31 protein-coding genes and 1 tRNA gene are annotated in these 25769 nt (G+C 41.2%); 10 read left to right on the top strand and 22 right to left on the bottom strand.

The window, feature by feature from the left end:
* Window positions 1–46 precede the first annotated feature (46 nt).
* From CSV69_RS02055 to CSV69_RS02030, 7 genes are all read right to left on the bottom strand, one after another.
* The gene (locus tag CSV69_RS02055; RefSeq protein WP_099692641.1) at window positions 47–2152 is read right to left on the bottom strand and encodes a heavy metal translocating P-type ATPase; all 2106 of its coding nucleotides are present in this window, start codon (window positions 2150–2152) and stop codon (window positions 47–49) included.
* Between the two features lie 191 nt (window positions 2153–2343).
* Window positions 2344–3237 carry an RluA family pseudouridine synthase gene (locus tag CSV69_RS02050; protein WP_085428486.1) on the bottom strand — a complete coding sequence of 298 codons (894 nt, stop codon included), beginning with the start codon at window positions 3235–3237 and terminating at the stop codon, window positions 2344–2346.
* Between the two features lie 215 nt (window positions 3238–3452).
* Window positions 3453–3525 (bottom strand) — tRNA-Val (locus CSV69_RS02045).
* A 186-nt stretch (window positions 3526–3711) separates the two neighbouring features.
* Window positions 3712–3861 (bottom strand): hypothetical protein, encoded by a 150-nt coding sequence (locus CSV69_RS16990; protein ID WP_198166179.1) that lies wholly within the window; start codon window positions 3859–3861, stop codon window positions 3712–3714.
* Between the two features lie 384 nt (window positions 3862–4245).
* A complete protein-coding gene (locus CSV69_RS02040; protein WP_085428485.1) occupies window positions 4246–6282 on the bottom strand; it encodes a TRAP transporter permease in 2037 nt (678 codons plus the stop codon).
* Window positions 6272–6796 carry a DUF1850 domain-containing protein gene (locus CSV69_RS02035; RefSeq protein WP_158232588.1) on the bottom strand — a complete coding sequence of 175 codons (525 nt, stop codon included), beginning with the start codon at window positions 6794–6796 and terminating at the stop codon, window positions 6272–6274. The genes CSV69_RS02040 and CSV69_RS02035 overlap by 11 nt, the downstream gene beginning before the upstream one ends.
* 144 nt (window positions 6797–6940) lie before the next feature.
* On the bottom strand, window positions 6941–7942 hold the full coding sequence (locus CSV69_RS02030) for a TAXI family TRAP transporter solute-binding subunit (protein WP_085428483.1): 1002 nt from the start codon (window positions 7940–7942) through the stop codon (window positions 6941–6943).
* Window positions 7943–8298: 356 nt separating this feature from the next.
* Between CSV69_RS02030 and CSV69_RS16755 the strand changes: the two genes are divergently transcribed.
* The 3 genes from CSV69_RS16755 (at window position 8299) to CSV69_RS02020 (ending at window position 9113) form a co-directional block, all read left to right on the top strand.
* Window positions 8299–8454 (top strand): hypothetical protein, encoded by a 156-nt coding sequence (locus CSV69_RS16755; RefSeq protein ID WP_158232587.1) that lies wholly within the window; start codon window positions 8299–8301, stop codon window positions 8452–8454.
* A gap of 105 nt (window positions 8455–8559) precedes the next feature.
* Window positions 8560–8880 carry a hypothetical protein gene (locus CSV69_RS02025; protein ID WP_143560791.1) on the top strand — a complete coding sequence of 107 codons (321 nt, stop codon included), beginning with the start codon at window positions 8560–8562 and terminating at the stop codon, window positions 8878–8880.
* A gap of 20 nt (window positions 8881–8900) precedes the next feature.
* On the top strand, window positions 8901–9113 hold the full coding sequence (locus CSV69_RS02020; RefSeq protein ID WP_099692639.1) for a hypothetical protein: 213 nt from the start codon (window positions 8901–8903) through the stop codon (window positions 9111–9113).
* 49 nt (window positions 9114–9162) lie between these two features.
* Here the strand turns inward: CSV69_RS02020 and CSV69_RS02015 are convergent, their stop codons facing one another.
* Window positions 9163–9717 carry a phosphatidylglycerophosphatase A family protein gene (locus tag CSV69_RS02015; RefSeq protein ID WP_085428480.1) on the bottom strand — a complete coding sequence of 185 codons (555 nt, stop codon included), beginning with the start codon at window positions 9715–9717 and terminating at the stop codon, window positions 9163–9165.
* 108 nt (window positions 9718–9825) lie between these two features.
* On the opposite strand from CSV69_RS02015, the gene CSV69_RS02010 reads away from it, so the two are divergent.
* The 3 genes from CSV69_RS02010 (at window position 9826) to CSV69_RS02000 (ending at window position 11597) form a co-directional block, all read left to right on the top strand.
* A complete protein-coding gene (locus CSV69_RS02010; protein WP_099626238.1) occupies window positions 9826–10548 on the top strand; it encodes an alpha/beta hydrolase in 723 nt (240 codons plus the stop codon).
* 88 nt (window positions 10549–10636) lie between these two features.
* Window positions 10637–11152 carry a YjcG family protein gene (locus CSV69_RS02005; RefSeq protein ID WP_085428478.1) on the top strand — a complete coding sequence of 172 codons (516 nt, stop codon included), beginning with the start codon at window positions 10637–10639 and terminating at the stop codon, window positions 11150–11152.
* Window positions 11136–11597 carry a GNAT family N-acetyltransferase gene (locus CSV69_RS02000; RefSeq protein WP_369823927.1) on the top strand — a complete coding sequence of 154 codons (462 nt, stop codon included), beginning with the start codon at window positions 11136–11138 and terminating at the stop codon, window positions 11595–11597. Before CSV69_RS02005 ends, CSV69_RS02000 begins: the two co-directional genes overlap by 17 nt.
* A 62-nt stretch (window positions 11598–11659) precedes the next feature.
* Here the strand turns inward: CSV69_RS02000 and CSV69_RS01995 are convergent, their stop codons facing one another.
* The 7 genes from CSV69_RS01995 to CSV69_RS01965 all read right to left on the bottom strand — a co-directional run bounded on the left by CSV69_RS01995 (window position 11660) and on the right by CSV69_RS01965 (window position 14748).
* Window positions 11660–11968: a hypothetical protein gene (locus tag CSV69_RS01995; protein WP_085428476.1), complete on the bottom strand. Its 309-nt coding sequence runs from the start codon at window positions 11966–11968 to the stop codon at window positions 11660–11662.
* A gap of 84 nt (window positions 11969–12052) precedes the next feature.
* Window positions 12053–12307 carry a stage VI sporulation protein F gene (locus tag CSV69_RS01990; protein ID WP_085428475.1) on the bottom strand — a complete coding sequence of 85 codons (255 nt, stop codon included), beginning with the start codon at window positions 12305–12307 and terminating at the stop codon, window positions 12053–12055.
* A gap of 15 nt (window positions 12308–12322) precedes the next feature.
* Complete coding sequence (locus CSV69_RS17230) at window positions 12323–12457, bottom strand: YjcZ family sporulation protein (RefSeq protein WP_085428474.1); 135 nt, start codon at window positions 12455–12457, stop codon at window positions 12323–12325.
* Between the two features lie 71 nt (window positions 12458–12528).
* On the bottom strand, window positions 12529–12891 hold the full coding sequence (gene spoVAE, locus CSV69_RS01980) for a stage V sporulation protein AE (protein ID WP_085428473.1): 363 nt from the start codon (window positions 12889–12891) through the stop codon (window positions 12529–12531).
* Complete coding sequence (locus CSV69_RS01975) at window positions 12888–13907, bottom strand: beta-ketoacyl-[acyl-carrier-protein] synthase family protein (protein ID WP_085428472.1); 1020 nt, start codon at window positions 13905–13907, stop codon at window positions 12888–12890. Before CSV69_RS01975 ends, spoVAE begins: the two co-directional genes overlap by 4 nt.
* Window positions 13901–14356 (bottom strand): stage V sporulation protein AC, encoded by a 456-nt coding sequence (spoVAC, locus tag CSV69_RS01970; RefSeq protein ID WP_085428471.1) that lies wholly within the window; start codon window positions 14354–14356, stop codon window positions 13901–13903. Before spoVAC ends, CSV69_RS01975 begins: the two co-directional genes overlap by 7 nt.
* On the bottom strand, window positions 14356–14748 hold the full coding sequence (locus CSV69_RS01965) for a YhcN/YlaJ family sporulation lipoprotein (protein ID WP_099692638.1): 393 nt from the start codon (window positions 14746–14748) through the stop codon (window positions 14356–14358). The genes spoVAC and CSV69_RS01965 overlap by 1 nt, the downstream gene beginning before the upstream one ends.
* Before the next feature lie 128 nt (window positions 14749–14876).
* On the opposite strand from CSV69_RS01965, the gene CSV69_RS01960 reads away from it, so the two are divergent.
* Window positions 14877–15452, top strand: a complete 576-nt coding sequence (locus CSV69_RS01960; RefSeq protein WP_099692637.1) for a CotY/CotZ family spore coat protein — start codon at window positions 14877–14879, stop codon at window positions 15450–15452.
* A gap of 222 nt (window positions 15453–15674) precedes the next feature.
* Here the strand turns inward: CSV69_RS01960 and CSV69_RS01955 are convergent, their stop codons facing one another.
* The 5 genes from CSV69_RS01955 to CSV69_RS01935 form a co-directional block, all read right to left on the bottom strand.
* Window positions 15675–16091, bottom strand: a complete 417-nt coding sequence (locus tag CSV69_RS01955; protein WP_099626235.1) for a hypothetical protein — start codon at window positions 16089–16091, stop codon at window positions 15675–15677.
* Window positions 16092–16167: 76 nt separating this feature from the next.
* Window positions 16168–17544, bottom strand: a complete 1377-nt coding sequence (mgtE, locus tag CSV69_RS01950) for a magnesium transporter (protein ID WP_085428467.1) — start codon at window positions 17542–17544, stop codon at window positions 16168–16170.
* 71 nt (window positions 17545–17615) lie between these two features.
* Window positions 17616–18575 (bottom strand): RluA family pseudouridine synthase, encoded by a 960-nt coding sequence (locus CSV69_RS01945; RefSeq protein WP_233192310.1) that lies wholly within the window; start codon window positions 18573–18575, stop codon window positions 17616–17618.
* Window positions 18556–19389, bottom strand: a complete 834-nt coding sequence (locus CSV69_RS01940; protein WP_099626239.1) for an NAD kinase — start codon at window positions 19387–19389, stop codon at window positions 18556–18558. The genes CSV69_RS01945 and CSV69_RS01940 overlap by 20 nt, the downstream gene beginning before the upstream one ends.
* A gap of 42 nt (window positions 19390–19431) precedes the next feature.
* Window positions 19432–19815, bottom strand: coding sequence for a UPF0738 family protein (locus CSV69_RS01935; RefSeq protein WP_232319652.1), 384 nt, complete (start codon window positions 19813–19815; stop codon window positions 19432–19434).
* A gap of 159 nt (window positions 19816–19974) precedes the next feature.
* Between CSV69_RS01935 and CSV69_RS01930 the strand changes: the two genes are divergently transcribed.
* The 3 genes from CSV69_RS01930 to CSV69_RS01920 all read left to right on the top strand — a co-directional run bounded on the left by CSV69_RS01930 (window position 19975) and on the right by CSV69_RS01920 (window position 22175).
* On the top strand, window positions 19975–20634 hold the full coding sequence (locus CSV69_RS01930; protein WP_099692636.1) for a lytic transglycosylase domain-containing protein: 660 nt from the start codon (window positions 19975–19977) through the stop codon (window positions 20632–20634).
* Between the two features lie 327 nt (window positions 20635–20961).
* The gene (locus CSV69_RS01925; protein ID WP_085428464.1) at window positions 20962–21354 is read left to right on the top strand and encodes a globin domain-containing protein; all 393 of its coding nucleotides are present in this window, start codon (window positions 20962–20964) and stop codon (window positions 21352–21354) included.
* Window positions 21351–22175 carry a DsbA family protein gene (locus CSV69_RS01920; protein WP_085428463.1) on the top strand — a complete coding sequence of 275 codons (825 nt, stop codon included), beginning with the start codon at window positions 21351–21353 and terminating at the stop codon, window positions 22173–22175. Before CSV69_RS01925 ends, CSV69_RS01920 begins: the two co-directional genes overlap by 4 nt.
* A gap of 270 nt (window positions 22176–22445) precedes the next feature.
* Here the strand turns inward: CSV69_RS01920 and pepF are convergent, their stop codons facing one another.
* Together pepF and CSV69_RS01910 are read right to left on the bottom strand one after the other, a co-directional pair.
* Window positions 22446–24263 carry an oligoendopeptidase F gene (gene pepF, locus CSV69_RS01915; RefSeq protein ID WP_099692635.1) on the bottom strand — a complete coding sequence of 606 codons (1818 nt, stop codon included), beginning with the start codon at window positions 24261–24263 and terminating at the stop codon, window positions 22446–22448.
* A gap of 49 nt (window positions 24264–24312) precedes the next feature.
* Window positions 24313–25470, bottom strand: a complete 1158-nt coding sequence (locus CSV69_RS01910; protein ID WP_158232586.1) for a competence protein CoiA — start codon at window positions 25468–25470, stop codon at window positions 24313–24315.
* Between the last annotated feature and the right edge of the window lie 299 nt (window positions 25471–25769).

The raw sequence follows: 25769 nt of genomic DNA, 5'->3' as shown, positions 1-25769 counted from the left end.
CCAGAAAAAACTTCAGACGAATTATTCGTCTGAAGTTTCTACTTAATTAGTATATTTTACTTCTCATGAGTCGCAATGAATTTAATACCACTATGACAGTCGCACCCATATCCGCCATGACCGCCATCCATAATGTTAGCCAGCCTGGAATAATGAGCAACAACGCAATCACTTTTAATCCAAGCGCGATTGAGATGTTCTGTACTATAATTTGTTTCGTGCGCGAACTCAATTTGATTGTATACGGAAGCTTTTCCAAGTCGTCCGCCATCAATGCAATATCCGCTGTTTCCAGTGCCGTATCTGTTCCCGCACCGCCCATCGCAATTCCAACATTCGCTGTAGCTAACGCTGGAGCATCATTCACTCCGTCTCCTACCATGGCTACTTTACCGTACTGCCCCAATGATTTGATCATCTCAACCTTTTGATCAGGTAACAATTCCGCTTTGACTTCAGTTAAGCCAAGTTGCGCACCGATCGCTGAAGCCGTTGATTGATTGTCACCAGTAAGCATTACCGTCCGCTTACCCATTTCATGTAGCTTTTGAATAACTTTTAGACTACTTTTACGAACTTGATCTGCTACTGCAATGATTCCTTCTAGGCCAGCTTCAGACCAAACGAGCATCACGGTCTTACCTTGTTTTTGTAATGTTAGAATCTGCTGTTCAATCGCCTCATCCATAGCATGTAGTTCTTTGAATAGATTTGGACTTCCCACATGTACCAAATGCTCTCCAATCTTGGCTTTTGCACCTTTACCGGTAATAGACTGGAATTGATCCACCGCAAGCAACCCAACCGGTAATTTCTCTGCTGCCCGCATAATAGAGGATGCCAATGGGTGTTGGGAGAATTTCTCGATAGAAGCAGCTTGTTGCAATACTTCATCTTCCGTTAATGACGAAACCGTCAAAACATCTGTTACTTCCGGACGTCCTTCAGTCAACGTACCCGTTTTATCGAAAGCCACGACTTTGATTTGGCCCGTTTCTTCTAAATGAATGCCACCTTTTATTAACACACCATTACGCGCTGCATTTCCTATTGCGGTCACGATTGCAATCGGTGTCGAAATGACTAATGCACAAGGACAGCCTACTACTAGTACGACAAGTCCTTTATAAAACCATTCGCCCCATATTCCACCCATTAAAAGTGGAGGTATAATCATGATCAATAAGGAAATAATTAAAATAGCTGGTGTATAATATCTCGCAAAACGATCGACAAATTGTTGTGTCGGTGCCTTTTCCGCTTGTGCTTCTTCGACTAAATGAATGATCTTGGCAATCGTCGTATCTTCAGCAAGCTTTGTCACACGTACTTGCATTGCACCTTCTTCATTCAACGTACCTGCAAACACTTCGTCTCCAAGGACTTTGTGGACAGGTACAGACTCGCCTGTAATAGCAGCCTGGTTAACCGAGGAATCACCTTGGATCACTTCACCATCCATCGCAATCTTTTGTCCTGGTTTAATTAAAATAACATCATCAATACGTAAATCTTCTACATCTACTTCAAATTCATTACTTCCACGGAGCACAATTGCTGTAGTGGGGGCAATTTCAATTAATGAGGTAATGGAATTTCTCGCCTTATCGATGGAGTAACTTTCCAACGCTTCACTAACAGAGAAAAGGAACACTACTACCGCACCTTCAGCCCAGTCACCGATCAGTGCGGCTCCAATCACTGCAATCGTCATCAATGTGGACATATCGAATTCAAGTTTAAAAAGATTCGTTAATCCTTCTTTCATCAAACTGAATCCACCAATTAGAATGGCGGCTAAAAACAATCCGACGGACAGCCAATTATTATCACCATTTGCGGTAGACACTGCATACCCTGCCAATAGTAGAATTAAGGAAGCAATTGTCGTTTGATTTTCACGTTTTTTCCAAAAAGGCATATGCTGTTTAATGATCCGTTGCTTTTCAGGGAACACTTTAATACCGTCAAACGCTCCTGCTTCTTCCAGTTGTAAGATCGAGGCATCACCCGCGACCGTTAATTTAGAAGCGCCGAAGTTCAGTTGAACATCTTCTACAGTAGAAATTTGACGAACATTCTTCTCAAACTTCGCAGCACAACTTGTGCACGACAGATTCTGTAAGCGATAGACATTTTTCTCAGAAGCCATGTAACCAGTCCTCTCAAAAAATTCATCATTTTTCAGGTTTTCTTCATTCAACCGTTCATTTGATTGATTAGTTTTAGTATATGCAATGAATGACTTTCTGTCAATTCATACATTCAAATATCAGTTTGAATGTCAAGTTATAAAAAAGCAGCCCCTTGGATGAGCTAAGAGACTGCAAATGACATGATTCATTATTTAGAACGCGCAACAAAGATCTGTGGTACTTCTGCTTCAAAGCGAACCAATTCGCCCGTACGTGGATGCAGGAAGGCCAATGCCGTCGCATGAAGCCCTACTCTGCGTATAGGATTGCCAGTAGCACCGTACTTTTTGTCTCCTATCACAGGATGACCCAATTCTTCCATATGTACTCGAATTTGATTTTTTCGACCCGTTTCCAGAAGAACCTCTAACAATGAAAAGTTTTTGTTTGCCTGAATTCTTCTATAATGTGTAATCGCATGCTGCCCGCCATTGTCAGTCGGGCTTGAATAGACTCGAAATGCACTATTTTCAGTTAACCAAGAATTGATAGTACCCGATTGTGTACGTACTTTTCCTTCTACAAGTGCCGTATACAAACGTTCCTTTACGGATTCATTCCACGTGCTTTGTAAAGCTTGCTGAGTTTCTTCATTTTTAGCAAACATCATGACGCCGGATGTATCTCGATCCAGTCGATGCACAACAAAAATCCGATTCTCGGGATGACTTCTTTTAACATATTTCGTAATTTCACGATATGCTGTCTGATCTTTTTCTTTTTCCGACGCAACAGAAAGAACACCTGCGTCTTTATTGATTACGATGAGATCCTCATCTTCATGCAGAATAGCTACACCTACTAATTGAGACACATTTATAGCCGCTTTGTTACTTTGTATTTCAACCGTTTGTCCAGGTTCTAATGACTGATTATGCTTTGTTGTCATGTGACCATCCACCATAACTTGTCCACGTGTAAGAACTGATTTAACGGAATTCCGACTACTTTTTGACATGATCTTCAATAAATATGGCAATAATTCTATTTGTTCTTCCACTATATATTCTTTTACATTGGATGTTTCTTGTTTTCTTTTCATCAAAACGTATCCCTCCTGCTTACCTACATGCTTATTTGTACTTTAAGTATACACCGTGCGACCTATGTGTGTATTGTAATTATATTTTGCCGAAAATAGTAAAGACTATCTGAAATCAAGACATAAAAAAAACAGCCCCTAGACATTCGGTCTAATAGGACTGTTTATTGTTATAAACCGTGTTCCGACGGTAAATAACTTAGGTTTGGCACCTATGACCCCGACTGGGCTCGAACCAGCGACCTCCACCCTGTCAAGGTGGCGCTCTCCCAGCTGAGCTACGGAATCGATAATACTAGTATGTGCGTGTAAGAAGCAAGCCAGTTAGGCTCTCAAGCACAAGTACTATAATAGCATTATCCATCCTTGTTGTAAACAACAAAATTAAAAATCGACAATTTTTCTACGACGACAGAAAAATTACCGATTTTCATGGAAGTTAGTTACCTTATTCAGAGAAGATTCTCCTTTCTCTTATTGCATAGGATGAATAGGTTCTTCTATTGATTCATTCTCGAAATATAAAAATTCTTCTTGTTCTAGCTCACTCATACGTTCTTTGTTAAAGCCATGCGCTAAGTGCCCTTCAAATACGTTTTCCCACCATGTCTCTTGTGTATTCATATTATTTCGCTCCCTTTTGATTTGATTGGTTTCTGTACCGATCTTTATATTTTGTTTGCAATGACTGATTCGCTTATATGTAGTATATACATAATCAGCGTTGCCAAAACTGCGTAATTAGTCCAAATTCGATTGACTTTTTTATAGACCTTTGACTTCTTGACTTTACGATCATGGTGTGTTTTAAAACATCCACTTGTTTTGCAAACCCTTACAAATACTAAACTTGTCTTCTATTAATTACACCACTCACTATAGTACAAACCTCCCAAATAGACTAATAGAATCTTTAGTTTACGTTGGAGATAATTCAATAAATTTACTATTTCTTCAAAAAAATAAAGACTTGCAAGCTCATTTCGAGCTAACAAGTCTTTTAGTTATTTAATTTGACGCTAATTTAGGCGGAGTATTTTTCTTGTTACCCATCCACTGGAATGCCAGCAAGATAATGAATAACACCAAACCAATGATATCAGTCATAGTTTCAGGATAGATCAACAGCATACCTGTACCAATCGTTATAATTCGCATAATCCAATTCAATTTACTGTACCAGTAGCCAATTATTCCAGCACCGATTGCGACCATACCTACAATGGCCGTCAAGGTCACCCATACAATCTCCGTTATACTCGAGTCGAGCATCAGCATCGCTGGATTAAAGACGAACATATACGGAATGATGAAGGCGGCTATTGCCAATTTCGCAGAAGTGATACCGGTCTTGATCGGATCTCCACCAGAAATACCTGAAGCTGCAAAGGCTGCCAACGCAACAGGCGGCGTGATATCTGCAATGATACCAAAGTAAAATACGAATAAGTGTGCTGATACTGCCACTACAATCGGCACAGCTGCCCCTACAGGCTCATCAAGCATCAATAGTGTAATGATGGCAGGCGCTGCAATTGTAGATGTAATAACATAGTTTGCTGTCGTTGGAGAGCCCATCCCCAAAATAATTGCTGCAAACATTGTGAAGATTAATGTAAGCAAGACGTTACCACCGGCTGCTGAGATCAAGCCGGTTGCCAAGCTTAGCCCAAGACCCGTCTTTACAACGACGCCAACAATAATACCTGCACAAGCAGTCGCTGCCGCAACAGCCAATGCTGTACGTGCACCATCTACTAATGCATCAATCATATCTCTAAATCCAATTCTCGTCTCTTTGCTAATTGAACTGACGATAATCGTAAGAACAATACCGAGTAATGCTGCCTTCATCGTAGGAATACCCGCCAATAAGAAGACGATAATTCCAAGGATCGGAAGCAATAAATAAATCTTTTTTAATGTTTCTTTCCGATTTGGAATCTGTGATGCGTCCATTCCTTGCAAACCTACGCGCTTTGCTTCGAAATGCGTCATGATCCAAATTCCTGTGAAGTATAACAATGCAGGAATAGCTGCCGCTTTGGCAATTTCCCAATACGTTACACCGCCGATGAATTCAACCATTAGGAACGCTGCTGCTCCCATGATCGGTGGCATAATCTGTCCACCCGTAGAAGCCGCAGCCTCTACTCCACCCGCAAATTCTTTACGGTAGCCAAGCTTCTTCATCATCGGAATCGTGTATGAACCCGATCCAACAACGTTTGCTACGGAACTACCTGAGATCGTACCTTGCAAAGCACTTGAGAAAATCGCAACTTTTGCCGGCCCACCAGTTAAGCGACCCGCTAATACTACTGCTAAGTCATTGAAGTAGTTACCTACGCCTGTTTTCACCAGAAACGCCCCAAACAGTAGGAAGACGAATATGAAGGTGGCGGATACGCTAATCGGTGTACCGAGGATCCCGTCTGTTGTAAAGAACATTAATTGAACGAGATTTTCCACGCTTTGTCCTCTATGTGCAAGGAACCCTGGGAAATAAGGTCCAAAGAACGCATACGCGAGAAACACGATCGAGATGATCGTAATCGGCATTCCTACCGCACGTCTCGCTGCTTCTAGTGTGAGTAGAACTGCTAAAATACCGATAATTAAATCGATATCGGATACACGCCCCACACGAAATACTAATTCATCGATGAATAACGGCCAGTATAAACCAACGGCTATTGCCAATATGGATAGAATAATATCGTAAAACGGTACTTTATTACGGCGTTCACCAATCTTCTTTCTAGCAGGGAACATGAGGAATATAAGTGATAAAGCAAAACCTAAGTGAATCGAACGCTGGATTTGAGCCGTAAATGGCTTACCAATTGCTGTATACAACTGAAAAATTGAAAATGCTAGCAAACCGAAAAACACAATTTTTCCTAGTAGCCCTTTTAAATCGCGTGTATTGGATTCCGGGTCATACTTTTGAAGAATTTCGAGTTGCTCTTGTTCGGAAAGCGTACCCATTTCTTCATCTGAAAGTACGGGTATGTCTTTTTCCTGATCTTTATTACGATCCATTTAATCTAACTCCTTTCAACAACTTATAATTTGGTACCTTCATTACATGAAATTCATAAGAATGACCCTTTTCAAGGAATTCTTTTAGATGATACTCTTGTTGCTCATATCGCAAAGACAGATCTGCATTCACCCTACCCACATAGAGAACAAACGAATCTATCACGCGTTTTTCGAATGTAAGCGTATAAACACCATCTTCCACATGCAGTGTTTCGCCTTCTTCTGCGTAACCTGGCAATCCGATGGCTACGTCTTCATACTGCATAAATTCGAAACGGAGCTTACCGTCGTCGGTAATGCGATATTGCTCCTTCACATTAGACAAGTGAATCGAGTGAATATAGTTCACTTGAAAATTTCGATCCTTATGTAATGGAAGATAATACGCTTTTGGCTGTTCGCTCCGAACCTCTTCAAGTACGATCATTTGTCTGTATGGATAAAACAATACGACCAGCATTACAATTCCTATTAGAAACGTCAGCAGAAGAACAATCTTTCGTGTTTTCATCCACTTAATCCTCTCTGTTACATTACATGCAATAGGCATAATAGTGTATGAATTTTGCAAATTTCTTTAAAAAATTAAGAATGGGACGGACAAAGCTCTCGCTTCACCGTCCCCATGCTTCTATCAGATAACTAATTCAGTTTATTAGTTCACTTCGTCAAAGTACTTCTGTGCACCTGGGTGTACAGGAATACCAATACCATTCAAACCGTTTTCTGCTTTAATCAAAGCACCTTTAGCATGTTGAATTTTTGAAGCGTTTTCATAAATTGCCTTTGTGATCTGGTAACCAAGTTCTTCAGAAATATCGTTCTGCATAACAAGCATTGCACCTACTGATACTGCAGGTGTTTCTACTTCAGAACCATATGTTCCAGCAGGGATCATTTCTTTTGCATAGTATGGATATTTCTCGATTAATTCGTCAGCTTTTGCGTCTTCTACTGGAACAATGAAAACATCAGAAGTAGCGTTAAGACCTTCAACAGCACCTGTTGGAGTTCCAGCTGTAATGAATGCAGCGTCGATTTGTCCAGCTTGTAGACTCTCTTGAGACTCACCGAAGTCTAAGTTTTGTGCTTTGATATCGCTTAGAGCTAAACCGTGAATTTCAAGTAGTTGCTCAGCATTAGCTGCTGTACCTGATCCTGGTGCTCCAATTGAAATACTTTTACCTTTTAAGTCTTCAAATGTCTTGATGTTGCTTTTCTTCAACGTAACCAATTGAACTGTTTCCGGGTAAAGTGAACCAACAGCAGATACTTCGTCGATTACTTCTCCGTCAAACATCATTTCACCTTTAGAAGCATAGTACGCGATGTCTGTTTGTACGAATGCAATGTGTGCATCTCCATCTTTAAGCGCTGTCATGTTTGCAGCAGATGCTTGAGATACCTCAGCAGTAGTTTTGATTCCTGTCTCTTGGCTGATGAATTCAGCAAAAGATCCACCTAGTGGATAATAAGTTCCTTGTGTTCCCCCAGTAAGTAAGCTCAAGAACTTGTAGTCTTGTTCCGTTTTACCTTCGTCTTTGTTTCCGTCTGCGTCTTTATCGCCGTCAGCTTTTTCGTCGTTACCGCAAGCTGCGAGTACAAGAAGTGCAAGCATGGAAACTAGCGCCAGTAGGCGAAGTGAGTTTTTCTTCATGTGACCATCTCCCCTTTACTATTTGTAGTCATAGACATTACCATTCTACCATGAAAGCGCTTTAGCTTGTCAATATTTTATAAAATTTTATTGTAGTTATAGATAAATAGGTGGGATGTGTAGTATGGAGGTACTGTGTTGAGGTGTTGGGTCGTTGCTCGACTGGTTGTTGGGGACTGGAGTTAGTGAGGGTCTGCTTTTTGGACTCGCGCAGGCACGTGGGGGATTGCCTACAGCCATGAGCCAACTAGCGGTGGAGCTGCTAGCTGTCTCATGGCCACGGCCTCCCCCGCAGTTGTGCCTGCGCTAGTAAGTGGTTGACAAGTTAGATTGTGGTTTATAGAAGATGAAAACCAGTGACTGGGTGGTACGATTCTTCTGTCTTAGCTAAGTCATTAGGAGATAGATTAGGTCGTTGCACGAGATTGGCTTGTTCATTGAAAGTGGTGAGGGTCATGCTTTGGACTCGCGCAGGCACGTGGGGGGATTGCCTCCAGCCATGGGCCAACTAGCGGTGGTGCTGCTAGCTGTCTCATGGCCACGGCCGACCCCGCAGTTGTGCCTGCGCTACTGAGTGGTTGACAAGTTAGATTGTGGTTTATAGAAGATGAAAACCAGTGACTAGGTGGTACGATTCTTCTGTCTTAGCTAAGTCATTAGGAGATAGATTAGGTCGTTGCTCGAGATTAGCTTGTTCATTGAAAGTGGTGAGGGTCATGCTTTGGACTCGCGCAGGCACGTGGGGGATTGCCTACAGCCATGAGCCAACTAGCGGTGGAGCTGCTAGCTGTCTCATGGCCACGGCCTACCCCGCAGTTGTGCCTGCGCTACTGAGTACTTATCAAATCATGTTGTGGTTTATAGGAGATAAAACCAGTGACTGGGTAGTACTAGTTCCTATCCTTGCAAAAGAAAAATCTGAAGTGTCCTACACATAATCTAACGTAGGCGGCTGCACGTGGTAGGCGTAGTAATGAGACAGCCAGGCGCACTTCCTGTCTGGCTCATTGCGGAAGCCATCCACCACCGCCGAAGTGGGGCCAATGATCGCCCCACTTACTTTGCCAGTCAAACCGCTACCTCCGCAAAAACTAGGAAAAGAAAAGCTTTAGTAGAACAACGACCCAATGCCGTTTATTATACACTTCTAAAGCATCAGAAAAAGTTCTAACATTAAAAAGACCATCCATAGAAATTAATCTAGGACAGCCTCACTTTACTTATGAACCCTTGCCATTCTGTACATCCTTAAACGTTAGACCAGCCTCTTGTAAATCACGTGTTCTGTGCGCAATTCTAGACGCCGCACACGCTGCCACACTCGCTACTAGATCATCCAAGAACGTATGGATACCAATTCCTTTTTTTGTATCCAACTCATTAATGATCCCCACTTTGTTCTTATCCAAGTGACCGAATGTAGTGACTGCGATCGAACCGTATGTGTAGACTGCACCCAATGCAATCGTTTCATCGACTCCGAATAAACCTTCGTCTGATTCAACGATTTGCTGAAGTGGTTGCGATAGCTGACCTCTTTCAGCCATTTCGTCTAATTCAACACCGACCAGTATCGCGTGCTGCAATTCACGTTTGCGAAGAACGCTTTCTACCGAGTCGACACACTGTTCGAGTGACAAGCCTTTGTTATAGGGTACTTGCAATTCATAAACAATTTTTGCGATATCTTGAATTTTAACTCCACGACGGATCAGCGCGTCTTTTGTTGCCGCTGTCACGACGTCCGAATGAACAATATTCTTACCTTCATCCATATTATTTCCCCTCTCTTTCTTCATACGCAATAGTTTTCACTAGCTTTACACTGTTATTTATCGGTATGATATTTACTAAGTGTACATTAATTATGGAGGTCCTACAAAATGAATCCAGGAAAAATTGAAGAAATCCGTTTTTATAGTAATGAGCTACAAGAAGAAATGGAATTGTTGATATATTTACCATCCCGCTACTCCCCTTTGTACAAACATAATGTCATGCTCGTCTCAGATGGGAAAGATTATTTTCAATACGGACGGATTGGACGGATTGTTGATGAGTTAATGGAAGAAGAAATCATTGAACCTGTCATCATTGTAGGTATTCCATACAAAACGGTGCAAGAACGCAGACGTATGTATCACCCTGAAGGTGACAGACACAAGGCGTATATCCGCTTTTTAGCACACGAGTTAATTCAGTATATTGATGAAACCTATCCAACATACCAAATGGGATCCTCAAGAACATTAGTTGGTGACTCATTAGCAGCATCTATCTCATTATTGACTGCATTAAAATATCCTAATTGTTTTGGAAATGTAGTATTGCATTCACCTTTTGTGAATGAACAAGTACTTGGAGCCGTCCAAGCCAATCAAAGCCCAGCAAACCTTTCTATATACCATGTAATTGGTGATAAAGAAACGTACGTACCAACTACTTCTGACGGCAGACTCGACTTTCTGACGCCTAACCGAGAGTTGCATAAAGTTATTAAAGAAAAAAGATTTCCTTACTTTTACGAAGAGTTGGATGGCGATCATACTTGGAAGTCATGGCAACCAGATATTCGCCGTGCGCTGATCGAAATAAATAGTCTTTAGTAGTAGAACAGGACAAGTCAGACTATTTTCTGATATACTAAAATAGATGTACCTAAAATTCAATCAATTTACAAGGAGGCAATCTTAAATGAAATATGGTATTGTTGCATTCCCTTCAAAAAAGCTTCAGGACTTAGCAAATGGTTATCGAAAGAGATATGATCCACATTACGCGTTGATTACACCTCATATGACGCTGAAAGATCCGTTCGAAGCAAATGATAAGGAAATTGAAGAAGTAGCAAAAGCGTTAAGAGAAATTACCATCAAGAACCATCCTTTTGAATTGAACGTTACAAAGGTCGGTTCATTCGCACCGACTACGAATACGATTTACTTTAAAGTTGTACCAAACGATGAACTTCTTGCTTTGCATAAGGATTTAAATGTGAATTTCTACCACGATGAAAACAACTATGCTTTTGTTCCGCATATTACAATTGCACAAAAATTGAGTTCCGGTGAACATGACGATGTGATAAACCAAATGAAAATGGTAGGTGTTGACCATTCGGAAGTCATCGACCGTATTCACATGCTTTATCAACTAGATGACGGATCGTGGACAGTGTACGAAACATTCCGTCTTGATCGTGAGTCATAATTTGCAGATCACAGTGAAAATCGTCACAGATGAAAAGGGTCGCCAGGATGCTTATGCAGTCCGCCAGAAAGTATTTGTGGAAGAGCAAGGCGTCCCTCTAATCCTTGAGTTAGACGAATACGATCAAGATGCCATCCACTTCGTCGCCTACGATGAAGCAGATCAGCCAATTGGCGCCGGTCGTATGAGGGGTCTGGTCAATGCACATGCGAAAGCAGAAAGAATTTGCATATTGCCGGAACATCGTGGAAAACACCTTGGTAATCTAATTATGAATGCTTTAGAAGAACATGCGAGAAATAAATCTATGAAGAAACTTCTTTTGAATGCCCAGTCTTATGCTGTGCCATTCTATGAGAAACTAGGCTATGTGGTCACTTCTCCTGAATTCATGGATGCAGATATACCTCATCGTGCTATGGAGAAAGATTTGCGGACTACATGATGCTAGACAAATAAAATAACCCTAACTGCTTGTAATAAGCAGTTAGGGTTATTTTATTTGTTTTAGACATATGCGTTAATCGCTTGACCTTTACCTACTACATCTGCAATCTCAGGTGAGAACTGGGCCGGATTCGGAGCAATAAATCCATTTTTTACTAAAGGTTGAGGTGCACGTTTTTTTCTTTGCTTCATCTGCTCTTCACGACGTCTGTTTTCATCTTCTAGAACGTCTTCCCAATAACTCGACTCCTCATTTGCCAGACGCACAGGACTCACTCGCCCGATATACGCAAAATTATGACGATCATTGTTCATACGTTCTGCATATTGTTGTGCTTGGTAATTTTGTATTGGTAGAATGTATCCCATGATGTGCACCTCCTTTTTTTCATGTATTATCACTTGTAGTATATCCGCTAAGCAACTAATCTAAACCTATTTTTGAATGTTTATTTATTTTCCGCCAAGCATTTGTGAAATATCGTTCAGATTTAGTCCTCTACCACTTTTTACGATGGAATGGACCAATTCATCTTCTACTGCTTGTGGCACGTCTTTATTTGCCACTTGGCTCACTTTTCGAATGATTTTTCGTACTTGGTTTTCATCTTTGAAATCTGCATATTGAATTGCATTCGCTAACGCAAAGACTTCTTCCATTGGAACACCGGTTTTGGATTCTATTTTTTTAAAAAATGAATCGTTCATAGTCAGTTCTCCTCCTTAGAAATAGCTTCTGCCTACAATAATCAATAAAATAAACAGAACTACAATCAAGACGAATGAAGAACCGCCATAATTCACACCGCATCCTCCGCCGTATCCGTAACCACCTTGTGATGGATAACATCCGTACATGAAAAACCCCTCCTTCCTATCTTCTCTACTATATGCAGAGAAGAATGAATTGGAGAGGGCGTTTAAGTAATTTAGACATTTCCTTTTGAAGTAAAGAGCAATGCACCGATTAGTCCGAAAATGATCGCTGCACTGATTCCTGAACTTGTCACTTCGAACATTCCAGTTACTACACCGACCAGACCATGTTTCTCTGCTTCCACCATGGCACCATGTGTCAATGCATTACCGAATGAAGTAATAGGAATCGTTGCGCCTGCACCGGCAAAATCAATAAGTGGTTCATACCAACCAATACCGTCCAACACCGAACCTGTCACTACCAATGAAACCAATGTATGAGCAGGCGTTAATTTGGCAACATCCATTAATAATTGTCCAATGACACAAATCAAGCCACCTACTATAAATGATGTGATGTATATAGATATCATTCTGCCATCACCTCATCCATTGACAGTTCAATCGCGTGCGCAATACATGGAATCGTATCCCCTTGTTGAAATGACAAAGGAGATAGCAAAGCACCAGTTGCCAATAATAAAACCCGCTTATACTCTCCCGTCAGCAATTTTTGATAGACATCGGAAAGAAATACGGCTGCCGAACAACCAGATCCACTTGCTCCCGCTTTGAAGGACGGATCATTTCCATAAAACTCTTCTCCGGCATCCCGAAAGTTTTTCGTATGTGGTAAACCATTTTCATTTGCTAACGCTTTAAATATATTAAACCCATTACTTCCTAAATCTCCAGTTATGATCGTGTCATAGTCATCGATTGTCCGATCATGTCCCGTTAAATGATTCATCAATGTATCACTAGCAGCTGGGGCCATCGCAGATCCCATATTGAGTGGATCCGTCATCCCCATGTCTATCACTTTACCTACAGTAGCGCAGTTAATAACGGGAGTTCCTTGTTTATGTTGTCCGATTAATACTGCACCAGCCGCCGTGACGGTCCATTGTGCAGTTGCTCCTTTTTGCGAACCATACTCTAGTGGATATCGAAACTGTCTTTCAATTGCGTTATGTTGACTAGAAGATCCGGCTATGATCCAGTTTGCTTGCTTAGCATCCGCGAGTAATGCCGCAGTGATCATAGAAGAGACAGAAGTAGCGCATGCAGAAAACAGACCGATATATGGAATAGCTAGTGCTTGGGCTGCAAAATTAGATGGGGTCATCTGATTAACCAAATCACCCGTTAAGAAGAAATCAACTTTCTCTGGCTGTTTCTTCGCTTTACTAAGTGCGATCAACACAGCGTCATACATTAACTGCTTATGACCGTCTTCGTTTGTCGGCAAATCACAACGCTCATCTTCATATACTTTATCGAATTGCTGTGCAAAGACACTTTTCTTTTTTTCCAATGGACCCGCTGTTACACCTGTTGCGTAAATACTTGGCTTGGACTGAAAGGTTAGCACTCCCCGCTTTACCATGAGACCACTCCAAACTTCACTAAGATAGTTTTAATCAGAGCTACTACAAATGCCGAAAAAACACCGAATAAAATAACAGATCCTGCTAGTTTAAACATGTTGCCACCTACGCCTAATACGTATCCTTCTGATTTATGTTCAATAGCCGCTGATACGACCGCATTGCCAAAGCCGGTAATTGGCACCGCCGCTCCCGCTCCACCAAACTGCGAAATCTTTTTATATAATCCGAAACCAGTTAATAACATCGCAATGAAAATCATCGTAGCAACCGTCGGATTACTCGCTGTGCGTTCCGTAAAGTCAAAATACGTAATATAAAAGAGTGCAATGAACTGTCCAATCAAACAAATCAAACCACCTGTCAAGAAAGCTTTAATTACATTTTTCAAAATAGGAGGTTTAGGTGATAACTCTTTCTCTATTTGGGCATACTTTTCTTGTTGCATTAGGTTTGCTCCTTTTCGATTGATTTGATTTTATCGATTTTCTTTCGATAATCTTTTTCACCTTTTTTACGGATCAACTTCTCCGTTTCCATCAGAATTTTACTATCTGCCGACACCGTAATTTTCATGTCAGGATACTCCTTTTCCAATTTCTTCTGAATATCCGTAGCGATCTTTTTCTTTTTAAATCGGGAAAACGTATTGACACGAATTCCTACCAGTAATTCATCCTCAAATAGCAGTACCTTTGCTAGCTTCACATGTTCATTACTCATGATGACTTCCTCTACTGAATGCTCATCCTGCGAAGTTGTATTTTTAATATAGGTTCCCTTTTCACTACAACCAGTAAGTAGACCAAGAATAATTAACAAGATACTCAGTTTCTTCAAATGCAACGCCTCCCTTCTGTCTAGCATGTAACTTTTATGTCGGATTTATGCATAATGAGGAAAGCGCCCTGTCATGTCGATTACCCATGCATAGAGTATAGAGAACGACAAACAGGAGGTGGACAGTAGTGGGATGTGAAAAGAAGGACAGCAAACATGGTGGCTGTCATAAGTCAAATTGTATTTGTGAAGTAGTGCGCTTTATCCAACGCGTCCAGAATACGAGTCCGGAAGTGGATTGTGTAGAGTGTGATACGGATTGCTTCATGGCGCCGCTTGGCAGTTTAGTAAGCCCGGTTAGAGGCCGCGTCAACACACGCGTATTTAGTTTATTGACGGGTAATGGGGATTATTTCAAGGCAGTGTTCAGAGGTGGCAATAAGCATAAGCCGTATCCTAAGATGACTAAAGAAGAATCTATGGGTAATCACAACCCGTCATCTTACCATCATACGAGCTGCGTTTCTGTATTCTTCCGCGTGCAGACGGTGTTTGATTCGTGCTGTGCTACCATTCAAGTGTTGCAGCCTTTATATAACGGAAAGCCGTTTGATATTACTACAGACGGAAAAATCTGTTTTGAGAAGATTTGTAAGGTGAATGGTTTCGGACCTACGAATACGTGCTTGACTGTGGATTTAAATTGTTTCTGCGGTGTTCAATGTATCGATGATGTGTTTATCGATTTCTGCGATGAGGCTTGATTTATTGCTTGCAATGCTAATTGGCGAACCCTATTCAATAGGGTTCGTCTTTTTTTGGTTTCACGATAGAAATTGAAAGACGTGAGGACACCGTTGATCGACATTCCAGGTGGACGCTTTCCACTTACGTTCAACTAGTGTCGTTTTTCAATATAGAAAGATAGTGCAATAGCAAACAAAAAGGCGAACCCGTTTAGCGGGTTCGCCTTTTTGTATTAAGAATTAAATAGTGAATGATTGCTGTTTCCAAAGGATATCTAAGATTTCTTCAATGCGAACTGATGTGATCTCTTCGTTTGTCTTGATCCACACCATTTCATCTTCTAGATCGTGAAGCTTGCCTTTAATTTTTTCCTTTTCGGTGACGATTTCTAATGGCGCATATAGTTCTTTGCGAAATGGGTGATGTAAGTATTCCAAACGTTTTCGAATAGGTTCGTTAGTAGATTTTTCTTGTTGTATTTCTTGTAACTCTTCTGTCGATTGGAATTCAGGGGCAGCTATAACTTCAGATCTTTCTATTACCCTCGAATGCTCCAGCTCGAAGACAGATGTGCTTTCTTCTTCCACGATAGGCGTATACCGATATTTTCTTATGATGGGGCTCGTGATAAACAGTAATGGCTTTTCATGACGCATTTTCATCACTTCCTTTTAGATAGCATATGTGAGCTAATCGCCTAAGGTTCCAGAATAAAAAAACAGTATTCCTAGTTCATAATGAACTTAGGAATACTGTCGCTAGGCCTAGATAGATAACGACACTGATGACGTCGTTAAGTGTTGTAATAAATGGTCCTGAGGCAACAGCCGGGTCCACTTTGAGTTTATGCATGAATAATGGAATAAATGATCCTGAAATAGTCGCAACGAAAATAGACACCAACATCGCTGCTCCTACTAGTAAAGCGATAACTAATTCATGCTTCCAAATGAAGATTAATAGAACGACGAATATTGCACAAATGACACCCGTAATAATTCCAGTTCCTGCTTCACGTATCAGCAACTTGATCTTACTTTCATCTTCAATGTCACGTGTAGCAATACCTCGAACCGCAACAGCAAGAGACTGTGTTCCACTGTTTCCGGCAGTACCGGCGATCAAAGGGATAAATGCGGCTAATAAAGCAACTTTAGAAATCGTCTCAGTAAATAAATCTATTAAGTTCGCTGTCAACATTCCAAGCACTAATAAAATAAGTAGCCAAGGAATCCGTTTTTTCGCAGCAGAGAATGGGTTTTTATCAAATGTATCCATTGTCGAAACACCGGCAAGTTTAGAATAGTCATCCGATGCTTCTTCATCGATAACGTCGATAATATCATCGACGGTGATAATCCCTAGAATATGTTGTTGGAAGTCGACGACCGGAACAGCCAAGAAGTTATAATCCTGTATGGTTCGGGCAACGTCTTCCTGGTCGTCCGAAACAGATACACTCACTAGACGATCACTCATAATGGAGCGAATTAATGTATCTTCATCTGCAATAATCAAGTCACGCAACGAAACGACACCCGTTAAACGCTGGAAATCATCTACAACGAAAATATAGTAAATGGTCTCAGCGCTCGGTGCTTCACTTCGCAATATTGTCATAGCCGAACGTACTGTAGAATTCTCGGATACCGTGACGAATTCTGTTGTCATGATCGAACCGGCTGTGTATTCTTCATAATGCAGTAATGCTTTAATTTGTATAGCAGCTTCTTTATCCATCAACGTTAAATAGCTGACGACTTTCTTTTTATCAAGTTCTTTCAGGACATCTACCGCATTATCCACAAACATGTATGAAATCATCTCTGCGGCATATGTCGCGTCCATCTCCTCAAGGAACTCTTCGTATTCATCTTCCTCAATTTCACTTGTTTCGAATATCTCCGCAAGTTCTTTTGGTGATAGATAAAAATACATCAGTTCCCGAAGTTCTGCGCCAACTTCTTCATAAAAAATTGCTCGATCGTATGGATGAAGCACTAGATATTCTTGTCTAAACGAATGGATATCTTCGTTGCTCAGCAATCTACGCAACTTATCTTCATCCAAAACGACTTCACTTTTTATTTGTTCTGGTTGAGTAGTCATGATTTCACACCTTCCCTTCTGCACTTACCGTACGCTAAAACATACCATTAAGTTCCATTATATTGCACATATTATTTTATATAAGAGAGTTGTTGCTTAGAGTATTCGCACACTTGTTGACTTTGCCGTAAATAGTATTGCATATCTTCCGGCAGTGAACTAGTAAAATGCATTCTCTCTTTCGTGATCGGATGAAGAAAACTGACACGTGAGCAATGCAATGCTTGGCGCGGGAACATCTCTTGATCCGCACCATATAAATCATCTCCTACAAGTGGATGACCTAGCCATTGCAGATGCACACGGATCTGATGCGTACGTCCCGTATGCAATGTCAAGTCTATAAAGGAGAAATGGTTCGCTTCATTTCGATAATGCGCACTTACTGACACATCCGTTTTCGAATACTGGCCATCTTCCCGGACAATTCTTTCAATAATACTCCCCTCTTTTCTTCCAATCGGTTGTTCGATTGTTAAAAATGATGGAGTGATTATACCTTCTGCGAATGCCGTATATTGTCGTTGAAATAGATCTTGTGCCATTTGTTGGCTCAATACATGATGAATATGACGGTTTTTCGCCACACAAATAATACCTGATGTATCGGTATCAAGGCGTGTCACCATATGGGCTGTAGATAGAATGCCTTCTCTTAGAAATTTTCCACAGACAAAATTCGCAAGCGTTCCAGTAGGATGATTGCGGGAAGGTATTGTGCTCTGTCCAGCTGGCTTATCGAGAATCAGAAGGGTTTCATCTTCATATAAAATAGATAATACTCCATCTTGCGGAGTCAATCCGTCACTTATTTGCTCAGGAGGAAACGAGACCGTTATCTGATCATCTATCTGAAGCTTATATCGCACGTTTTGAGGCTGGCCATTCACCAAGATCTCTCCGCCACGATATTTAATAGCCGTCAATGTTGTTTTGGAAATTTCATGTTGCGCCAAAAACTCGCGAAGTAATCCACTTTTCTTCGCAACAAATTGTAATTGAAATGGTGTGTTAATTTTTCTTTTCATCATCTTCTCGTTCATAGATTAAATCACTCGCTATAAATGACTCTTCAACACGTTTCCAGAATGGGAATGGACGGAAGCGTGCAAAGCCCATTTTTTCATTGGATACTTTGTACTCAATGGATTTAACATCTTTATGAAGAAGCTGTAAATGATCGACAGTTACCATGAAATCGGGTCCTTTTACAGGTGTCAATGTACAAATATGGTGATCCGGTAAAATAAGTGGTGAACCTACCGTACGGAATACACGATTGTTAATCGAAGCCATTTCTGTCAGTTGCATAGATGGTAACGAAGGATGAATTATGGCACCGCCAAGTGATTTACTGTAAGCAGTTGATCCGGATGGCGTCGACATGCAAAGTCCGTCTCCTCTAAAGCGTTCGAAGTGTTCTCCGTTTAACTCAACGTCCATCACCAAAGTGACTTCAGGTGATTTTACTGTGGATTCATTCAACGCTAAATACGATGCGCTTTTTTCAGAATGTCGATAATTGATCGTCACTTCAATCAATGGATACTCAATCACTTCGTATTCTTGTCTAGCGATTAGAATAACCAACTTTTCTATCTCGGAAGGTTTCCAATCTGCATAAAACCCTAAGTGACCTGTATGAATTCCAACAAAAGAAGTTTTATCCAAGCGATGTATATATTTATGGAAAGCATGCAATAACGTGCCGTCACCACCAATAGACAATACAATATCCGGTTCTTCCTCATCATATTTCAAACCAAAATCGCGTAAATACACGCGAGCTTCTTTCATTAGTTTATTGGAGATCTCATCATTCCGCGATTGAATTGTGAATTTCATTACGTCACTTCCATTCTTTTTGTGAAATTCTTTTGCCATATATCAATTCACCTTTTCCAGCACCGGCTTGAAGATATCTTCGACAGCTGTACTGAATTCCTCGCCGTAATTATCATTTCCTTCAATATTGAAAATAAGCGCCTGCATTTCTTCTGCAGCACCTGTTAATGGTATTTTCTCATCTTGCCAAATCAGCACAGGCTCTGCTTGTTGTAACAGCATATCCACTAACCCGTTCCAACTATCTTTTGGGAAATACGCATAGCGATAGCCAGCATCGTGATCGAAGATATAAACGAACGATTGTCGATCCGTGTCTGTCAACATTTTCCCCGCTGGAGAACCTAACGGCCACTCTGCCTCAGGATTCAATATAAAGTGAACTTCATTACCGTTCTTACGTGTTTCAATGATTTCATTTTTCATATCCAAGACATCCACTTCCTTAATATAAGTCTTTACGTTTAGTCTACCATATGCCACTCACAGTTGCATTTTGTTATTGTGCATTATGGTAAGAAAGTTGGTATAATAGATATAATAAATCAATCCATATACTACTTGAAAAATATAGGGGGAAAAAGAATGAATCTTGACCCACGTAACACTCGGTTGCTCCTAGAAATAAATACCTTACAAACTCTTGGAGCGGTTCAGTCCTTCAGTAGCAATTCATCTACCGGCTCCAATGAATTCCAAATGATGTTGACGCAATTGATGGCGGGAAATAATATGAGTTCAGAACTCGCAAATCAAGCCGAGCAACTACTCAGCCAAGGCACAAGCGCTACTTCATTCAACTTTTCCACAAGCCCAGTTGAAACTGTTGCCGCTGTACCAGCCACTACGTCTGCACCTGGAACCAACAATCAATACGCAGACATTATCAAACAAGCAGCAGACAAATACCAACTACCCGAAAAACTGATTGCCGCCGTCATCAAGCAAGAGTCCAACTTCAAAAGTAACGCAAAAAGCCATGCAGGCGCAGCCGGTCTCATGCAACTAATGCCAGGCACTGCCAAATATCTTGGTGTATCCAACCCAATGGATCCTCAGCAAAACATCATGGGCGGAGCCAAATACCTGCGCAAAATGCTTAACCAATTCGGCTCAAATGAAATGGCACTAGCAGCCTACAACGCAGGTCCGGGGAACGTAAAAAAATACGGAGGCATCCCCCCGTTCAAAGAAACACAAAATTACGTAAAAAAAGTCATGAACAACTATCACTCAATGGTCTAACATTTTCCATATCAACGCGTCATAATGTTTACGTACAACTATCCAGTTGATCGTAAGCGCAAGGCTCCGAGAGGATCAGCCAACTTAAGGGGAGCTCCGCGACATGGTTGGCTTACCGCGAGCCTTCCGGAAAAGTGTCCGCCTAGAGCGTCGATCAATTGTTTTCCTCACGTCACTACTGTCCTTCCAGTTGCTTTTCTCAATGTTTCTCAGTCTCTGAATATTCAATCTGTAATATAACAACAAACAAAATAAGTTCTTTTATTTGTATAGAAATTCGTTCATTGATAGAATAAAGACACAGATGAACGAAGGGGTGTGAATGCAATGACTCGAAAACCTGTCATCCCTTATGAGGAGATCGGCGAGAAGAAACTACACGAACTGATTGATACATTTTATGAAAAAGTGGCTGTTCACCCAGACCTCATACCAATATTCCCTGATGATTTGACAGAAACTGCCCGGAAACAAAAACAATTTCAGACTCAATATCTAGGCGGCCCGAACCTGTTCACAGAAGAACACGGTCATCCTATGATGAAGGCTCGACATAACCCTTTCCCTATAACACCTACACGCGCAGAAGCATGGCTAGCTTGCATGGCGGAAGCGATGGATGACGTAGGACTGGAGGGTCCACTTCGGGAAGTCTACTATAAACGCCTTGTCTTAACAGCCAACCATATGGTAAATAGGAACGAGGAGGAAGATCAGTGAACTATCTAACAGTAATCGATGATACGTTACACTACTCTGCTTCAGTAAAGCCCATTGAACTCTATGTATTTTTAGATCCTTATTGCAAGGATTGTTGGTCACTTCAACCATTGCTACGTAAATTGCAAGTCGAATACGATCACTATTTCACGTTACGCATCGCGTTGAAGACTCCCATGACAAAATTGAATGTACCGTCTCTACTTGACCCTAAGGATGCCAAGACAACCAAACGGTCTAATCCTTGTTTTCCTAGCATCGCGGTTAAAGCCGCTGAGTTTCAAGGTAAACGTGCTGGATTCCGTTATTTATCATCCTTGCTTGAGTATTCCTTTTTGAAAAAGCGGGATGTTGCTTCGTTTTCAGTACTTGTGGAAATTGCCGCACGTATTAATCTAGATGTGGATGAGTTTATAACAGACTTCACTTCAGAAGAGACACTGCGCGCATTGCAAGTCGATATGTATTTAGGTAATGAAATGGAAGTGGACGAGGCGCCAACCTTCGTTTTCTTCAATAGTAATATTGAAGATGAAGGATTAAAAGTGGGTGGTCTCTACGACTATTCGATTTATGAACAGATTCTAGAAGAGCTTGTCGGAGGACAACTCCTTCCTGACATGCCACCTTCCATGGATTCGTTATTCAATCGCTTCGATCTGCTTACGACTAAAGAAATCGCGGAAATGTGTCACATGACCGAAAAAGAAGCTGATCGCGAATTGAAGAAACGGATACTCAAACAGGAAATCGAAAGAGTTTGTGTACCAGAACGTACATTATGGCGTAAAAAACAACCTAACTGTTCTTTAATTAAATAGCCCTTATACTAGCCGAAGCCCTATTTGGAGCTTCGGCTTTTTATGTAGACAAAAAGAAAAGAGCATCCGCTCCTGGGGGGGAGTGAATGCTCTCTTTCAAAGGGAATGGGAGAAATGTTCACGTTCAAACAAAAGGGGTGTATGTTTGGTATGTGATTTATTCCACATTTACACCATATCATAAATGACAAATGACTTCAACAAATACTAACAGCTTTCATCCATATGTCATGATTTTCGCAAATGTCTGTCGAAACATGCAGGAAAATATTACCCTCTCTTTTCCAATAACTGTTCTAACTCGTTCAATCGTTCTTCAAATACTCTACACGCTTCTTCAATCGGCTTTTCAGATGTCATATCGACACCCGCCTTTTTGAGGACTTCAATCGGATAATCAGATGATCCAGCCTTCAGGAAATTCGTAATATACCGTTCTACTGCTGGCTCACCTTCTTCAAGAATTTGCTTGCTGAGTGCAACAGCTGCGCTATATCCTGTTGCGTATTGATAGACATAGTAATTCATATAGAAGTGAGGAATACGTGCCCACTCCATACCTATTTCTTCATCGCTAATAATAGCGTCCCCATAATACTTTTCATTTAACGCGTAATATTCTTCTGTTAACTTTTCAGCCGTCAGTGGTACCCCTTCTTGATCCAGCTTATGAATCAAATGCTCAAATTCCGCAAACATCGTCTGACGGAACACCGTTGCACGGAATCCATCGAGCCAATAGTTCAATAAATAGATTCGTTGATCTTCATCAGTCGTCACTTTCAGTAAGTGGTCATTCAACAGCGCTTCATTTACAGTTGATGCTACTTCTGCTACAAATATGGAATAGCCACTATAAATGAATGGTTGATTTTCACGGGAGTAATAACTGTGTACACTGTGACCGAATTCATGAGCAAGTGTAAACAGGTTGCTTACGTTATCTTGCCAGTTCATCAAGATGTATGGGTTTGTTCCATACGTGCCAGATGAATAGGCACCTGAACGCTTCCCTTTGTTTTCACGAACATCGACCCAGCGATTATCAAGACCTTCTTTTACAACGGCTTTATACCCTTCGCCAAGCGGATGGAAGCTCTCGAGCATCGTTTCTTTTGCTTGCTCGTATGTGTACTTCATCTCCGTGTCCTCAACTAACGGCGTGTAGATATCCCACATATGCAGCTCATCTAGTTTCAACACCTTCTTACGCAAAGCTACATAGCGATGCAATAAACCTAGATTTTTATTGATTGTAGATAATAGATTTTCATATACTTGCTCTGGAATATGGTTATTTGACAAAGCTGCTGCTCTTGCCGAACTATAATTCCGAATTCTTGCGCTGACATTATGACCTTTTACGTTACCACTTAACGTAGAAGCAAATGTATTTTTGAATTCACCATATCTTGAATACATTTCTTTAAATGCTGCTTCCCGCACCTTCGGATCTTTACTTTCAAGAAATTGTGAATAACGACCATGTGTCAATTGAACATCATTACCGTTTTCATCTTTGACCATTCCGAAAGTCAAATCCGCATTGTTTAACATGCTGAATGTTTCAGAAGACTTCCCTGTCACTTCAGACAACTGCGCAATTAATTCTTCTTGTTCCGAAGACAAGATGTGAGCACGTTCTGCATTCAATTCCTCGAATTCTTGCTTATATACTCGTAAACCTTCATGTGACTCAATCGTTTCATTCAGTTGCTTTTCATCGATAGAAAGCAACTCGGGTGTGAAATAAGACAATGCTGTAGAGATTTTCACGACCAATGTTCTGATTCGACCATCCATTGCCTGATAAAAGCTATTTGTCGTATCTTGATCTGTTTTTAAATGAGCATACGTATATAACCTACGGAGACGTTCTGCTAATTTATCACGATATGTTAACGCTTCAAATAATGGACGTGCACCGTTCCCAAGCGTACCTTTATAGTTTTCAGCTTCTTTAGCCATCTCTTCGACTTTTCGGTACTCTTTATCCCATGCTTCATCAGAAGAAAATATATCCTCCAAGCGCCAAGTTTCTTCTTCAAATACCTCATCGCGCGTCAATACTTTGTTTTCATTCGTCAATCCAATTCCTCCTTCAGCATTTACCGTTATTTGACTCTATTGTATTTTCTCAATTCCTCGCATGCATTGCAAGAAATCTCCCTGAAAGTACATCCAGTGTAAAATCTCTTCCAATGAATTTATCGAGCCTGTAGATATCTATGCGTTGCTCTCTTAAGAAATCCATATAGTGTTCGCAAGCTTCCAACTGCAATGTCGAGTTTCCTTCAAATGTCTTTACGAATGTACGAAGAAGAGATCGATCCGGTTGAAAGGGTGTCCTCATCGTTTGTCGGATAGCTGCAATAAGTAGTAGTTGCCATTCGCAATCGGACTCACTAAATGCTTCTTGCCCGAATGTAGGAACGCCAATCCATGCAGGTAATTGAATCGGCTGGACACGCATTTCATAACAAGCACGCAAAAAGCGATGATGGATACCTCTTTGATTATACCCAATTACCGACCGAAGATACTTTCGACGTGCAGTTTGATAATGACGTGTCAGTCCTTCTACATCTGTAGTCGACGGAGCGGCAGGAATAGCAAACGGAATGGTTTGATGTTTGATACGCATGACGGAGTGACACAGCGCAAACGATGTACCGCGAAGATGAATGAAATGACTTAAATAGTGGAATTGTTGCTTCAGTGGATTATATGTCAGAAGGATCGACAGAGTTTCTTTAGTGCTCGAATGAATTGGACGGATGAAGTGTTGTTGGAATTGAGAGAAACGATGAGTCAATACACATGCTGAAGAGTCTTGAATTTTCGGAGGGGTCAATAGGATCCAAATGGGTTGCATGTTCATGGAATGGTAACCTGCATTGCGTTCGAGGATGAGTGCAATCGGAATCGTGCTGCACTGGAATTCAATGGGTACTTGCTGATTTTGCCATGTGACTAGCAGGTCGGGTCGTTGCTGGATATCAGGCAGATAAGGTTCCATTTCAGTTTGTAATGGTAGATGTGAAAATAGTTCATAGAGTTGGATTTTACCGAGTAGATGGGTTGGGGATTCTCCTTCTGAGAAGCTGTCTCGGCAGTTGGTTTGTTGGTGGTGGGCAAAGTGCGGGATGATGATGTCGCCGACTTTCAAGAGTACTTGTTCTTTGCATTGTGGACAATGAAAGGTTTCGGTTTTACGCCACTCTCGTAAGCTGTCAAGAGATGTCTGCCGTGTTAGCACGACTTGCTTCCCTTGGCTTGTAAGAGCTGTTAACAAGGCCTTCACACTCCTTCTCTTACATGATACGAATTTTCTGATTGTTTGGCAAGGGGAAGTTTTTTGATTTGAATATAGCGCGGCTGGTAGACGTGTGGATACCGTTGATAGGCGTTCCAGGCGGACGCTTTCCCATGGGCTCTCGGTGAGCCAACCAGGTCGCAAGCTCCCTCTTGGTTGTCTCTCCTTTCGAGCTGATCCATCGGGAGCATTCCTGTTTGGTTAGTGGAACCCTATTGAAATAGAAAAGTCCCCTTGGTATGATTCGGGGTGTCAAGGCGTCGACGGCTTGACCCCTA

The sequence above is a fragment of the Sporosarcina sp. P26b genome, assembly GCF_002743245.1.
Taxonomy (GTDB): domain Bacteria; phylum Bacillota; class Bacilli; order Bacillales_A; family Planococcaceae; genus Sporosarcina; species Sporosarcina ureae_C.
Note: the sequence above shows the minus strand (reverse complement) of the source record. Positions and strands in the feature narration are given on the sequence as shown.

Coding starts and splice junctions, on each gene's coding strand:
- CSV69_RS16990 (WP_198166179.1), bottom strand. CDS start 3,861: ATGAATACACAAGAGACATGGTGGGAAAACGTATTTGAAGGGCACTTA.
- CSV69_RS01930 (WP_099692636.1), top strand. CDS start 19,975: ATGAATCTTGACCCACGTAACACTCGGTTGCTCCTAGAAATAAATACC.
- CSV69_RS02050 (WP_085428486.1), bottom strand. CDS start 3,237: ATGAAAAGAAAACAAGAAACATCCAATGTAAAAGAATATATAGTGGAA.
- CSV69_RS02040 (WP_085428485.1), bottom strand. CDS start 6,282: ATGGATCGTAATAAAGATCAGGAAAAAGACATACCCGTACTTTCAGAT.
- CSV69_RS02015 (WP_085428480.1), bottom strand. CDS start 9,717: ATGGATGAAGGTAAGAATATTGTTCATTCGGACGTCGTGACAGCGGCA.
- mgtE (WP_085428467.1), bottom strand. CDS start 17,544: ATGACTACTCAACCAGAACAAATAAAAAGTGAAGTCGTTTTGGATGAA.
- CSV69_RS01955 (WP_099626235.1), bottom strand. CDS start 16,091: ATGCGTCATGAAAAGCCATTACTGTTTATCACGAGCCCCATCATAAGA.
- spoVAE (WP_085428473.1), bottom strand. CDS start 12,891: ATGATATCTATATACATCACATCATTTATAGTAGGTGGCTTGATTTGT.
- CSV69_RS02055 (WP_099692641.1), bottom strand. CDS start 2,152: ATGGCTTCTGAGAAAAATGTCTATCGCTTACAGAATCTGTCGTGCACA.
- CSV69_RS02010 (WP_099626238.1), top strand. CDS start 9,826: ATGAATCCAGGAAAAATTGAAGAAATCCGTTTTTATAGTAATGAGCTA.
- CSV69_RS17230 (WP_085428474.1), bottom strand. CDS start 12,457: ATGTACGGATGTTATCCATCACAAGGTGGTTACGGATACGGCGGAGGA.
- CSV69_RS02030 (WP_085428483.1), bottom strand. CDS start 7,942: ATGAAGAAAAACTCACTTCGCCTACTGGCGCTAGTTTCCATGCTTGCA.
- CSV69_RS01945 (WP_233192310.1), bottom strand. CDS start 18,575: ATGATGAAAAGAAAAATTAACACACCATTTCAATTACAATTTGTTGCG.
- CSV69_RS02005 (WP_085428478.1), top strand. CDS start 10,637: ATGAAATATGGTATTGTTGCATTCCCTTCAAAAAAGCTTCAGGACTTA.
- spoVAC (WP_085428471.1), bottom strand. CDS start 14,356: ATGCAACAAGAAAAGTATGCCCAAATAGAGAAAGAGTTATCACCTAAA.
- CSV69_RS01925 (WP_085428464.1), top strand. CDS start 20,962: ATGACTCGAAAACCTGTCATCCCTTATGAGGAGATCGGCGAGAAGAAA.
- CSV69_RS01975 (WP_085428472.1), bottom strand. CDS start 13,907: ATGGTAAAGCGGGGAGTGCTAACCTTTCAGTCCAAGCCAAGTATTTAC.
- CSV69_RS02035 (WP_158232588.1), bottom strand. CDS start 6,796: ATGAAAACACGAAAGATTGTTCTTCTGCTGACGTTTCTAATAGGAATT.
- CSV69_RS01990 (WP_085428475.1), bottom strand. CDS start 12,307: ATGAACGATTCATTTTTTAAAAAAATAGAATCCAAAACCGGTGTTCCA.
- CSV69_RS01940 (WP_099626239.1), bottom strand. CDS start 19,389: ATGAAATTCACAATTCAATCGCGGAATGATGAGATCTCCAATAAACTA.
- CSV69_RS01995 (WP_085428476.1), bottom strand. CDS start 11,968: ATGGGATACATTCTACCAATACAAAATTACCAAGCACAACAATATGCA.
- CSV69_RS01935 (WP_232319652.1), bottom strand. CDS start 19,815: ATGAAAAATGAAATCATTGAAACACGTAAGAACGGTAATGAAGTTCAC.